The organism is Aggregatimonas sangjinii (assembly GCF_005943945.1).
GTDB lineage: Bacteria > Bacteroidota > Bacteroidia > Flavobacteriales > Flavobacteriaceae > Pelagihabitans > Pelagihabitans sangjinii.
Genome location: NZ_CP040710.1, coordinates 4,711,450 through 4,723,614 on the forward strand (window position 1 = coordinate 4,711,450; position 12,165 = coordinate 4,723,614).

17 protein-coding genes and 1 pseudogene are annotated in these 12,165 nt (G+C 41.5%); 7 read left to right on the forward strand and 11 right to left on the reverse strand.

The window, feature by feature from the left end; genetic code table 11:
* The first annotated feature begins 59 nt into the window (after window positions 1-59).
* Window positions 60-710, forward strand: coding sequence for a leucyl/phenylalanyl-tRNA--protein transferase (aat, locus tag FGM00_RS19635; RefSeq protein WP_138854556.1), 651 nt, complete (start codon window positions 60-62; stop codon window positions 708-710).
* A gap of 26 nt (window positions 711-736) precedes the next feature.
* Here aat and FGM00_RS19640 read toward each other — a convergent pair whose 3' ends face one another.
* The 4 genes from FGM00_RS19640 to FGM00_RS19655 all read right to left on the reverse strand — a co-directional run bounded on the left by FGM00_RS19640 (window position 737) and on the right by FGM00_RS19655 (window position 2,693).
* Window positions 737-1,300 (reverse strand): DNA-3-methyladenine glycosylase I, encoded by a 564-nt coding sequence (locus FGM00_RS19640; protein WP_138854557.1) that lies wholly within the window; start codon window positions 1,298-1,300, stop codon window positions 737-739.
* A 257-nt stretch (window positions 1,301-1,557) separates the two neighbouring features.
* A complete protein-coding gene (locus FGM00_RS19645) occupies window positions 1,558-1,788 on the reverse strand; it encodes a hypothetical protein (protein ID WP_138854558.1) in 231 nt (76 codons plus the stop codon).
* Window positions 1,789-1,918: 130 nt separating this feature from the next.
* The gene (locus FGM00_RS19650) at window positions 1,919-2,281 is read right to left on the reverse strand and encodes a hypothetical protein (RefSeq protein ID WP_138854559.1); all 363 of its coding nucleotides are present in this window, start codon (window positions 2,279-2,281) and stop codon (window positions 1,919-1,921) included.
* A 34-nt stretch (window positions 2,282-2,315) separates the two neighbouring features.
* Window positions 2,316-2,693: a hypothetical protein gene (locus tag FGM00_RS19655; protein ID WP_138854560.1), complete on the reverse strand. Its 378-nt coding sequence runs from the start codon at window positions 2,691-2,693 to the stop codon at window positions 2,316-2,318.
* 153 nt (window positions 2,694-2,846) lie between these two features.
* On the opposite strand from FGM00_RS19655, the gene FGM00_RS19660 reads away from it, so the two are divergent.
* From FGM00_RS19660 to FGM00_RS19680, 6 genes are all read left to right on the forward strand, one after another.
* On the forward strand, window positions 2,847-3,521 hold the full coding sequence (locus FGM00_RS19660) for a TetR/AcrR family transcriptional regulator (RefSeq protein ID WP_138854561.1): 675 nt from the start codon (window positions 2,847-2,849) through the stop codon (window positions 3,519-3,521).
* 3 nt (window positions 3,522-3,524) lie between these two features.
* A complete protein-coding gene (locus FGM00_RS19665) occupies window positions 3,525-5,192 on the forward strand; it encodes a peptidase domain-containing ABC transporter (RefSeq protein ID WP_138854562.1) in 1,668 nt (555 codons plus the stop codon).
* 2 nt (window positions 5,193-5,194) lie between these two features.
* A complete protein-coding gene (locus tag FGM00_RS19670) occupies window positions 5,195-6,547 on the forward strand; it encodes an HlyD family secretion protein (protein ID WP_138854563.1) in 1,353 nt (450 codons plus the stop codon).
* 1 nt (window position 6,548) lies between these two features.
* Window positions 6,549-7,622 (forward strand): TolC family protein, encoded by a 1,074-nt coding sequence (locus tag FGM00_RS19675; RefSeq protein WP_317130239.1) that lies wholly within the window; start codon window positions 6,549-6,551, stop codon window positions 7,620-7,622.
* Window positions 7,598-7,951 carry a TolC family protein gene (locus FGM00_RS20105; protein ID WP_317130240.1) on the forward strand — a complete coding sequence of 118 codons (354 nt, stop codon included), beginning with the start codon at window positions 7,598-7,600 and terminating at the stop codon, window positions 7,949-7,951. The genes FGM00_RS19675 and FGM00_RS20105 overlap by 25 nt, the downstream gene beginning before the upstream one ends.
* A 94-nt stretch (window positions 7,952-8,045) precedes the next feature.
* Window positions 8,046-8,678, forward strand: coding sequence for a thioredoxin family protein (locus tag FGM00_RS19680; protein ID WP_236262857.1), 633 nt, complete (start codon window positions 8,046-8,048; stop codon window positions 8,676-8,678).
* A gap of 80 nt (window positions 8,679-8,758) precedes the next feature.
* On the opposite strand, the gene FGM00_RS20110 is transcribed toward FGM00_RS19680, so the two are convergent.
* The 7 genes and pseudogenes from FGM00_RS20110 to FGM00_RS19710 all read right to left on the reverse strand — a co-directional run bounded on the left by FGM00_RS20110 (window position 8,759) and on the right by FGM00_RS19710 (window position 12,114).
* Entirely contained in the window at window positions 8,759-8,953 is a 195-nt protein-coding gene (locus FGM00_RS20110) for a hypothetical protein (protein WP_317130241.1), read from the reverse strand.
* 130 nt (window positions 8,954-9,083) lie between these two features.
* Window positions 9,084-9,497, reverse strand: a complete 414-nt coding sequence (locus tag FGM00_RS20115; RefSeq protein WP_317130242.1) for a hypothetical protein — start codon at window positions 9,495-9,497, stop codon at window positions 9,084-9,086.
* A 79-nt stretch (window positions 9,498-9,576) separates the two neighbouring features.
* Entirely contained in the window at window positions 9,577-10,281 is a 705-nt protein-coding gene (gene truB / locus FGM00_RS19690) for a tRNA pseudouridine(55) synthase TruB (RefSeq protein ID WP_138854564.1), read from the reverse strand.
* Entirely contained in the window at window positions 10,274-10,612 is a 339-nt protein-coding gene (locus FGM00_RS19695) for a HepT-like ribonuclease domain-containing protein (protein WP_317130280.1), read from the reverse strand. Before FGM00_RS19695 ends, truB begins: the two co-directional genes overlap by 8 nt.
* A gap of 134 nt (window positions 10,613-10,746) precedes the next feature.
* A complete protein-coding gene (locus FGM00_RS19700) occupies window positions 10,747-10,899 on the reverse strand; it encodes a nucleotidyltransferase family protein (RefSeq protein ID WP_138854566.1) in 153 nt (50 codons plus the stop codon).
* 153 nt (window positions 10,900-11,052) lie between these two features.
* Window positions 11,053-11,843, reverse strand: a pseudogene (locus FGM00_RS19705) (undecaprenyl-diphosphate phosphatase).
* Window position 11,844: 1 nt separating this feature from the next.
* On the reverse strand, window positions 11,845-12,114 hold the full coding sequence (locus tag FGM00_RS19710) for a DUF3098 domain-containing protein (protein ID WP_138854567.1): 270 nt from the start codon (window positions 12,112-12,114) through the stop codon (window positions 11,845-11,847).
* Window positions 12,115-12,165 lie beyond the last annotated feature (51 nt).

Sequence of the window (12,165 nt, forward strand, 5' to 3'; positions counted from 1 at the left end):
TAGTTTTAAATATCTTTAGTTTATACAGTGTTTTGAAAAAGGACAATACACATCACCCCATGTTTTTTCTATCGGAGCGTTTGGAGTTTCCGCCGGTGGAAAGAGCCAATAGCGAAGGGCTTCTGGCGGTTGGTGGCGACCTCTCCCCGGAACGATTGTTAGTCGCTTACAAAACAGGTATATTTCCGTGGTTCAATGAAGACGACTTGATTATGTGGTGGAGTCCCGACCCGCGAATGGTGCTGTTCCCTGAAAAAATAAAGATTTCCAAAAGCATGCGCAAAGTGCTCAGAGACGAACGATTTCGCTTAACCAAGAATAGCTGTTTCAAAGAAGTTATCAACCAATGCGCTACCGTAAAAAGAACAGGTCAACGCGGTACATGGATCACCAATGCTATGAAAAAGGCCTATCTAAAATTACATGAAAAAGGATTTGCACAATCGTATGAGGTTTGGGAAAATCAATCATTGGTCGGTGGGCTGTACGGCATTGACCTCGGGCACGTATTTTGTGGCGAAAGTATGTTCAGTACGGTTAGCAATGCTTCCAAATTTGCTTTTATAAAACTTGCGCAGGAACTAGAGGAAAAAGAATATCGAATGATCGACTGTCAATTGTATACGGATCATTTGGCTAGCTTGGGCGCCGAAGAACTGTCTCGCGATTCATTTATAGGTTTGCTCGAACGAGACCGACGAAATTCGTAAAAGAACATGGGCATACGATGCAAAAGTTATACCTCGTGGTATCGAAAACAGCGCGTTTCATGGTCGTTTATCAACCCAGTTGCCTGCATGAACGCGTACACTACTGTACTGCCAACGAATTTAAAGCCCCGCTTTTTGAGGTCTTTGCTGATGGCATCCGAAACGGTTGTGGTGGCCGGGCCATCTTTGTAATTCGTTAGCTTGTTTTTAACTGGTACCCCGTCTAAGAAACCCCAAATGTAGGTACTGAAACTGCCAAATTCCTCTTGAATTTTCATAAACTCCTTGGCATTGCTTACAGCGGCATTCACTTTTAATTTATTGCGAACGATACCCGCATCTTGTAATAAGGTGTCTATTTTCGGTTGGCCATACCGCGCTATTTTTTTATAATCGAAATGGTCAAAAGCCACTCTGAAATTTTCCCTTTTTTTAAGAATGGTAATCCAACTAAGCCCTGCCTGAAAAGTTTCCAGTACCAAAAATTCGAAGAAGGTTGCATCATCCCGTACGGGAACGCCCCATTCCAAGTCATGGTAGGCCTCGTAAAGTTCGTCCCCCTCGCACCATCCACATCGATATTTGTTCATAATCCTTTATTTGTAAATCTAAAGATATGGGAATATGAAATGCATCTCAAATAATTGTTCTCCGGCTAGAGAACGAAGAAGCGCCTATATTTAGTGAAAAAAGATAAGATAATCGTGGATAGAATTTAAGCCGGTTTAAAATAGGTTGACGGCTAAGATATAAATGGGACTCAAACTTTGGCGGTATTGGCCCTCAAACGGTCTGCAAGTTCCTCATTCATTTAAATAATCGGTACGGCATACAACATCAGCATATTTCAGGTGAATCGCTTTATAAGTTTTTGGTTAATGGAATTGAAAAGTAGCGCTTTAGTCTTACCAATAATCAACTTTTGTTTATGGCGTTCCAGTTTGCCGGTTTTCGAATCGCGATGGTAAACAGTTTTCTTGGAAATGGCGGCGTTTAAAAGTAATTTTTTGGATACTAGAATAGTGATGATTTGAACCGCCTCTGTCTTATTCTTTGTAATGATGTGGGCCCAAATCATAGATGCCGTTTATAATAAAACATCGGCCGGAATACTTTTCAATTATCAAGCTAAAACAAATGAATCAGGCCGATGTTTTCGAGAACAATATAACTATTGAACGTATTTTAAAGTTGCAGCAGACTATATGCTACGCCTTTTGGCGCTTAAGTTCTTTAAAGGCTAGAGCTTTGTCAAGGTCTGCTGTGACCTTCGGAAAAAAACGAAAGAAATTTAAACCATCTTTTCGCTTTAAGGTTACGATTGTCTTGCCTTCATCATCGGTTTCAAGTCGTGAGATGATTAGTTGCTTACCGATTAACGCATTAAAATTGGCAAGAGCGCCACGTTTGATAATGATATTCTTTCTGGGAAAATTTATGGCTTTGTACCTAGATCCTTTGGGTGCACCGAGTATCAATTCATCCCCCTGGGTGAAATTGTAATCGTTAGATTGTCCTTGAAGCATAAAAAAACTTAATAAAAGTGTCACAAAAAAGATTGAATTTCTCATAACGTTGTATTTATTGGGTTTTATTTAAATATATCTATGGTTCCATCGCTTCCGTCTTTTCATAAAGGGTCAATGGAATCAGTTCAGCGCTTAGCGTGGGGAAAATATCATAAAAATCCCGACCGTCTTCTCTTCGTAATATGATGGAATGCGTCCCACTTGCCGTGCGCTGCATACTGTCAACGACCAATGTTTTTCCAAATACATCGAGATAATTGCCAATATTTTGCAAATCATGAAGGTTGTTTATGGTAACAACTAAATCCTGACCCGGAAAACGTACGTGGCTTTTCTGAAACGTGTTTAAGTCTTCTACTACTTGAAAATCGTCGAAAGACAATACAAATCGGTCTTGGGAATATCCAACTAAGAAGAACATTCCGAATAACGTAGTGAGTAGTAATTTTTTCATATCATTTTTATTAAATAATTAATATTATTCATGATAATTATGAATATAATAATTTTAGATAATTTATCGGGTATTACTTTCGTTAATAAGATGTTAAACTATTAGCTATTGATAGTATTACTATTATATTTGTTTTTCAAAATTTTAGAGATCATGGAGCAGCTTTTAAAATCGGTCAAAATCGGAATCAATGAAAAAATCTATGTCAAAAATCCGGAATCCTCCGATTTGGGGAGACGTATTGTTCAGGAAAGTATTCTCATGATCAATGAAATGGGTTTTGAAAGCTTTACGTTCAAAAAATTAGGAATCAAAATCGGTTCGAATGAAAGTTCTATTTATCGTTATTTCGAGAATAAACACAAACTGCTCCTGTATTTGACTTCTTGGTACTGGGGTTGGTTGGAATATCAGTTGGTCTTTTCGACCAACAGTATCGCCGATGCTTGGCTAAAGCTGGAAAAGGCCATCGAAATCGTTACCAAGACCACGGTAGAAGATTCCGCCTTTTCACATATCAACGAGGTGTACTTGAGTAGGATCGTTATCAATGAATATTCCAAGTCGTATTTGACCAAAGAAGTCGATACGGAAAATAAAGAAGGCTATTTCGTCATATATAAAAGGCTCGTAGGCCGAATAAGCAAAATGATATCGGCCGTAGATGGGAAATATAAATTTCCTTCAAGCTTGGCCAGTACCCTCTTGGAAGGCTCGCTGCACCAGCATTTTCTAAAAGATCACTTCAGCTCACTGACCGATTGTCGGGCCGATGAAGACCCTACCCGATATTTTACGCATCTAATTTCGAATATACTAAAGGCATAAGCTATGGCTAAGAATATTTTAACCGCTTGGCAGCGGCTTATAGGATTGTTACGTCTTGACAAAAGGGATGTTTTTCAAGTTTTTTATTACGCCATTTTCGCGGGGGTCGTAAACCTATCCCTTCCCTTGGGTATTCAGGCGATTATCAACTTGATACAAGGTGCACAGATAAGTACTTCGTGGGTTGTTCTTGTCATTTTGGTAACCCTCGGCGTGGCGTTCGGAGGCATTTTGCAGTTAATGCAGATACGCATTATCGAAAACATGCAGCAAAAAATATTTACACGGGCCTCTTTTGAGTTTGCCTACCGGTTTCCCAAGATAAAGATGAGTGAATTGGTCAATTACTATCCACCTGAATTGGCGAACCGCTTTTTCGATACTTTGACCGTTCAAAAGGGATTGTCCAAGATTTTAATCGATTTTCCCGCAGCTTTATTACAGATTATTTTCGGATTGCTTTTACTTTCTTTTTACCATCCTTTCTTTATCATATATGGTATTCTCCTTTTGCTATTGATTTATGTGGTTTTTAAATTTACGGCGCAAAAAGGCCTCGACACAAGTCTAGACGAGTCGAAAAGCAAATACAAGGTTGCACATTGGTTGCAGGAAGTGGCACGATCGATCGTTAGTTTTAAGCTTTCTGGAAAAACCACCCATGCCCTTGACAAAAACGATTCCTTGGTAACCGAGTACCTTGAGGCGCGGGAAGGTCATTTTAGGGTTCTAGTGCTTCAGTTCATTCAAATGATCGGATTTAAGATTCTCGTAACCGCTGGATTACTTTTGATAGGGGGATTACTGGTCTTGAACCAGGAGATGAACATTGGTCAATTCGTAGCGGCCGAGATTATTATTCTGTTGGTTATTAGTTCGGTGGAAAAATTGATCACGGGTCTCGAGACTTTTTATGATTTGCTAACCTCTTTGGAGAAATTAGGTCAGGTTGTCGACAAAGAGTTGGAGCCCCAAGAAGGGGAAAAGCCCTTTGGTGAGAATGAGGGCTTCCATATTCAACTCGATGGGGTTTCCTATAACGTACCCGATAGGGAAAAGAAAATCATTGACAACGTGAGTATGTCCATCACGCCAACGTGTACCATTCTTCTTAATGGTGCCAGCGGTTCGGGAAAATCTACATTGTTGCGGATAATAGCGGGAATTCTAGAACCGGATTCCGGAGGTATATACATCAATGATGTATCCTTAAAAGGAGTGAACCTCAATTATTATCGCTCCCATATTGGTCAGTCATTGCCCGAAGAATCGCCTTTTGAGGGTACCATTATGAACAATATCACTTTTGGCGATAAGACCATTCCTTCGGAACATATTTACTGGGCTTTAGAGAAAGTAGGTCTTACCAGCTTTGTAAAAGAGCAGCCCCAGGGCTTGCAGACCGTATTGTACCCAGAAGGAAGGCAAATACCCTCAATGGTTTCGAAAAAAATAGTACTTGCACGTAGTGTTGTGCGGAAACCGAAGCTATTAATTTTAAAAGACCCCTTGGACCAGTTTAAAGAATCCGAAGCGTTGGAGATAATGAATTTTCTGAGTGATCCTAGTAACGGATGGGCCTTGGTGGTGGTCAGTGCCAATTTAAAATGGGCGGACAAATGTACTCGAGTCATCACCATGGAGAATGGTCAAATCATTAATGAGAGATAAGCATGCTGAATATATCACATAATCAACTGAACAAAAAGGTGAATTTGAACCGTTTCAGATCGGCGCAAAAGGTTTTTCATGAGCGCCATTACAAGCATTTTAACCGTTTTTTGTTTGCCTTTGCCGTAGTCGGATTTTTGATTCTTTTCCTCCCTTGGACCCAAAACATTAAAGGGAAGGGTTATCTCACGACCTTAAGTCCAGATCAGCGCCCACAAACGATACAATCCCCTATTCCGGGAAGAATCGAGCAGTGGTTCGTACAGGAGGGCGATTATGTAAAAAAAGGTGATACCATTCTCTTTATCTCAGAGGTAAAAAATGAATATTTCGACCCGAATCTTGTCGAGCGTACCGGTCAGCAAATTAAGGCAAAGAGTGCTTCCGTAATGTCCTATGAGGGAAAAGTAAAGGCGTTACGCAATCAAATCGCGGCCCTGTCGAACGAACGTGGCCTGAAATTGAAACAGGCAAAAAACAAGTTGTTACAGGCCAAGCTAAAAGTTCAAAGCGACAGTATTGACCTAGAGGCTGCGAAAACCAATATCAATATCGCTGAAAGGCAATACGATCGCGTGGTGCAATTGCAATCGGAGGGTTTAAAGGCGGTTACCGACGTAGAAGAAAAACGATTAAAACTTCAAGAAACACAGGCCAAATTAATATCACAGCAAAACAAACTTTTGGCAGCGCGAAACGAGATATTGAATGCGGAGGTCGAAATCAATCGGGTGAATGCGGAATACACCGATAAGATTTCCAAGGCGCAGAGCGATATGTTTACCGCACAGTCGAACCAGTTCGATTCGGAGGCGCAGGTGACCAAATTAGAAAATGAATTTACCAATTATGAGATGCGGAATGATATGTATTACATTAAAGCGCCTCAAAACGGGTTTATCAATAAGGCTTTACAAGGGGGAATCGGCGAAACGTTCAAGGAGGGCGAACCACTTTTGGGTATCATGCCCGCTGATATCGACATGGCCGTGGAAACCTTCGTAGAACCCCTCGATTTACCGTTAATACATTTAGGGGAGAAGATTCGCATTCAGTTCGATGGTTGGCCGGTAATTGTTTTCAGCGGATGGCCCAATGTCTCTTACGGGACCTACGGTGGTGAGGTCGTAGCAATAGAAACCTTCATAAGTGATAATGGAAAGTATAGGGTATTGGTAGCCCCAGACCCAGAGGACCATGACTGGCCAGAAGCCATTCGTGTAGGCTCGGGCGCCACTACATTTGCACTTCTAGAAGATGTACCTATTTGGTTCGAACTGTGGAGGCAATTGAACGGATTCCCACCAAATTACTATCAGCCCGATGGAGCACAAGCGAAACCTGTAAAGAAATAAGATGCGGAAGTACGTTACAATTTTAATGTTGTTGGCTACCTTCTCTATAACTGGTCAGGTACAGGATTCCATAGTGCTACGGTTCAATGAATTCCTAGGGTATGTCAAAAAGTACCATCCTATAGCGAAGCAAGCCCAATTAACCTTGGGTATAGGCCAAGCCAATCTTATGAAGGCGCGTGGCGGATTCGATCCCAAGATTGAGGTAGACTACGATAGAAAAGAGTTTAAATCGACCGAGTACTACGATCGACTTAATGCCGCGTTCAAGATTCCGACTTGGTACGGTATCGAGCTCAAGGGAACTTTCGAACAGAATGATGGCGACTTTTTGAATCCAGCAGAATCGGTTCCTACCGACGGTTTGTATAGCGCAGGGGTCTCCATGAGTTTGGGACAAGGGCTTTGGATCAATGATCGAATGGCCACATTAAAGCAGGCCAAGCTATTTAGGGAACAAACCAAGGCCGACCGCGATTTGCTGGTCAATCAAATCCTGTATAATGCAGCACTGGCCTATTTCGATTGGTTGCGCGCCTTTAATGAAGCCGAAATATACCAAAACTTCCTTAGAAATGCCGACATCCGTTTTCGGGGAATCAAAAGTAGGGCAGCGGCCGGAGATGTTGCGGCCATTGATACGGTAGAGGCTAAAATCGCGGTGCAAACAAGGGCTCTGGGTCTAGAACAGGCCAAGGTGAAGTTGATGAAACGCTCTTTGGAACTTTCCAATTTTCTATGGATGAACGATAATGTTCCGGTAGAGATACAACCCAATGTGATTCCTGATGTAAACATCGGGGGAGAAATAGATGTCACCTTGGAAATACTAGGGAAACCTCTGAACAGTTTCACTATTGAAAACCATCCGAAGTTGCTTTCCCTAGGGTATAAAATCGAAGGGTTACGAGTCGATAAAAATTTGAAAGCGAATAAATTGTTGCCCAAAATAGATGTGGAATACAATTTCCTGACAGAGACCCCGAGTTCATCAACTCGTTTGAAACCCAAGAATACAAAGGCGGTGTTACCTTTCGACTACCTTTGTTTTTGCGAAAGGAGCGAGGGGACTTAAAATTGGCCAAGTTCAAGCTGCGCGATGCACAATTCGACTTAGACAATGTGCAAATTGAATTGAGAAACAAGATTATAGCCATTTATCGAGAGCTGGAATCCTTTGAAACCCAAAATGTGTTGATCGATGAAGTCGTCGGCAGTTACAATACCATGCTATCGGCCGAAGAACGAAAATTCAGTTTTGGTGAAAGTTCCTTGTTTTTAATCAATTCAAGGGAGAGCAAGCTTATCGATGCTAGGCTGAAACAAATCGAAGTCCAAAATAAATTCTATACCACCAAAGCGAGGCTATTCAACAGTCTGGCGGTCAATCCAGAGAATCTGTAAGTTTCGCGAACCATTCGCTACTAAGGTTGTTCACTAGAATCTTTCAGGAATTCCTGGAGGATAGGTTCTACAAAACTCATAAAAACAGCAGCTATTGAATACTAAAATCACAAATCAAACGACTACTGGATTAATTCAAAACGCAATGGCCAAGGCAATGTCCTATGCCCAATACCGGGAATTGGTCGAAAGGTTGGCTGTTGCGGGTCAATCAACCGGACCAGAGCAAACGGAGGCTTTGGCGCAATATACCCAACTGAATCATCGACGAATGAAGCGTTGGGACAAGACCCTAAAATTTGGGGATTTACAAACGGAGGCTATCAAAGAGATGGACCAAAAAATGACGTGGTTGGTGTTGACCGAGAGTTGGTGCGGCGATGCCTCTCCCGCATTACCTGTGATGCACAGGATAACGGAATTAAACCCCAATATTTCCCTTCATATTGCCCTAAGGGACGAGCATCCAGAGGTGATGGATCTTTTTTTAACGAATGGTGGCAGGTCTATTCCCAAATTAATCGCTATTGATGAGAAAACGGGAAAAGTAATCGGGGATTGGGGTCCGCGATCAGAAGCGGCCACTATTCTTGTAGAGACTCACAAAGCGCAACATGGTAGCATACTGCCTGAATTCAAGGAAGAATTACAGCAATGGTATAATAAGGATAAGGGGCAGAGCATTTTGAAAGACCTTTTGCATTTGCTGCACCGAGAAGAAAGGTAATATCCGTTTGTATTAGTGTTAGTATTTTCGTGAAATTTCAGTAGGTAATTTACTTTTTTGAGAGTACATAGCCGGATTGCCTATCGGGCTTTTTCCTGAAAAATATAGGTAATCGTACCTTTTTGGTTCTCACGCGAGGCACTATTGAATTTTGCCCGTAATGCATAAGTGATGGCATTCTCTACAAGACAACCGTTGGAGGTTCCGGAGCTACGTTCATTAAAATCGGCCTCAACCACGTTTCCCGAAGCATTCACCTTAATATTGATCACCACCTTGCCACCTTCGATACAAGTGTAAATTGGCGGGGGTAACTTTCGGCTAAAACGTTCGATCAGCGAATAGGATACCGAAGTTTGTCGCTTTGCAAGATTGTTGGTAAAGGTCTCTTTACTGGCCTCTTTTTCACCAAGTTTTTGTTTGGCTTCCTCCCGTTTCTTTTTTCAATTCCTTTACCCTTGCGGCGTATTCACCATCCGATAATACGTCTGTAAGTTCTTCGGAATCGGAATTGGCCTCTTTTTCGGCCATGAGCTCCTCTAAAGTCTGTAAAGGCTCTGGATTTCCGTAACTTGGTTTGGCCGTTTCATTGTAAGCCATATGGCTTTTGATCGGTTCGGCATTGGCCATTTCTTCCATGAGCCGCTCCTTTTCCTCAATGAGCTCATCAATATCTTCCTCGGCGAGCATCATTTCAACAATGTACTCGTCCTCTTCACCTTTCCCCTGCCCAAGGCTGATGTTGTACAACACCAAAACAATGATAGACATCGAAAAGAGAGTAATCAAGAGCGATAATTGTCCGCGATTCAAACTCATGCTGTAATAACCGATATTTTTTAAAAATATTTTAAATGATCGTTGAACGGAAGATTTTCCAATAAATAATACGCAAAAATCATTCCTTTCTCAACAATTCTTCCCCAAAAATAGTGGGGTCGAGGGCATTATTTACGTTGTAATCCCCTATTTTGGTTCTTCGCAGGGAAGATAAATGGCCTCCGCACTTTAGTACCACGCCAAAATCGTTTGCCAGCGACCGGATATAAGTACCCTTGCTACAGGTCACCCGAAAATCGACTTTTGGCATTTCAACACTAGTGATTTCGAATTCAAAAATGGTCACCCGTCTCGTTTTGATGTCTACCTTTTTACCTTCACGGGCATATTCGTAAAGCCGTTTACCATCCTTTTTCAAGGCCGAGAAAATTGGGGGGCGCTGCTCGATTTCCCCGATAAAGGTCTGAACCGCGTTTCGAATCATCTCTTCGGTAAGATGATCAGTGGAAAATGCGCGATTTATTTCGGTTTCCAAATCATAAGAGGGTGTAGTGGCACCAAGTGTAATGGTTCCTATATATTCTTTAACCTGCCCCTGTAGGGTGTCGATTTTCTTGGTGAATTTTCCCGTACAAATAAGTAAGAGTCCGGTTGCCAGAGGGTCCAGGGTACCTGCATGGCCGATTTTGATTTTCTTTAGGTCGAATTTTTTACGGATGGCCCATTTCAATTTGTTCACCGCCTGAAAAGACGACCAACCGGAGGGCTTGTCGATCAACAACAACTGTCCGTTGAGGAAGTCTTCTTTAGATGGCTTAGTCAAATTTTTCTAATTTGATGATTTCCGAAATTTGATCTAGTAAAACAGGAATATCATTTTGAACGGATTGAAACAACAGTAAGGGCTCTAGACCCTCGTAAGAATGTGCTGTTAAATTTCTTAAGCCTATGATTTTACGAAAAGGTATGTGGTGATGTTTCTCTAAGAAGGTTTCGGTAAGCGACTTCACTTGTTCGCCAATATTTATAAAATTCAATATACATGCATCGTAGGTGACATTACTATCGGCAAATTCTTTACCCGACATGCCCTTGGTATAGTTTAAGATATTTAGGGCATACTTTTGAATTAGAAGACAATGGGTCGATTTGATTTATTGCTCACGATATATTGAGATTAGATCACGCTCAATGTATTTTCTGAAAACTTCGTTGATACCATTTTTGGTTACCAAATCGATTTTAGTTTGAAGCCTCTCGCTTAAATCCATATAGAGACCTCCAAGATCTAAAAGGAAACACTTCTGTCTAAATCCACCATAATATCAATATCGCTATCCGGTCTCATTTCGTTTCTTGCATAAGAACCGAATACACTGATTTCCTTTGGCTTAAACGGAAGCAAAGTGTCTATGATGATTTTGTTTATCCGCGTATCCATAAGATGAAGTTACGAAAATTATGAGGTTTAAAAAGAAAGATAAAATACCATTCAAGAATAAGCTCTAATCAGCCGCAGTAGCCTTAATGGTTTACCCTCAGAACGCTTTCATTCCCTAACGAGAAATTTTATGATTATTGGTTTCAAAAACAGCTAGTTGGAAAGGTAACCGAACCCGATCGCAATCAACCCGACAATCAAACAATAGATGGCGAATAGGAGAGTTTACTATTCCTGACCAGTTGAATCATCCAAGTGCAAGCCGCTAGTCCAGCAATGAATGCCGCAATAAAACCAGCGAGCATCGCTGAATTATGATCACCATTGAAAGTCAGATCCCCGCCGAAAAGATCCTTACCGATTTTTCCGAATATCAAGGGAACGACCATCAAAAAGGAAAAACGGGCCGCTTTGGTTTTGTCGACCCCTAATAGTACCGAGGTAGATATGGTCGACCACTCCTGGAGATGCCTGGTAGCATGGCAATAGCTTGGGAAATACCTACCAAAATGCATTGGAGGAAACTCACTTTCTTATCCGTATCCTTGGCTTTATCGGCGAAATATAGTAATACGGCCGTGATCAACAGCATAAGCCCACAAAGCGATTTACCTCCAAAAAAGGCTTCCAGCTGCTCCTTCAAAAATAAGCCTACAAAACGGCAGGTAACATCGAAAGAATGATTTTGGCGGAAAACTTGGTTTCCTCGTTCCATCTGAAACTAAAAAGACCTCGCAGAATTCCCAGACGTCTTTCCTGAAAACCAACATCGTACTTAGAGCCGTTGCAAAGTGGAGTACTACGGTGAATAAGAGACTCTCCTCGGGAACGGAACTATCCCCCAAAATAGCCTTCCCCAATTCTAAGTGTCCGCTAGAGGATACTGGTAAAAATTCGGTAAGTCCTTGAATAATGCCGAGAATGATGGCGTCTAGGATATCCAAATTAATTTTTCTTCTTATGTGGATTCAACAATATGGCGTACACCTCAATCCCAAGACCAATGAGCACTAAAGTAGGTGCTAGACGTATTCTCCTAAAATTGAAAATCTCGGGATCAAAGACATTGGGGTCGTCGCTGCCGCCTCCGCTCATCAGTATAAATCCCAAAGCAATACAGGCCAGACCGATAAACATGAACAGGTAGTTCTTCTTCTGAAAAATGAATTCCTGTTTAGGTTTCTTATCGTCCGCGAGGTATTTGTTTTTGGCCATGCCGCAAATTTAGTAAAAAAGTTAGTTTTGGTCGTCTGGTTTGTATAATTG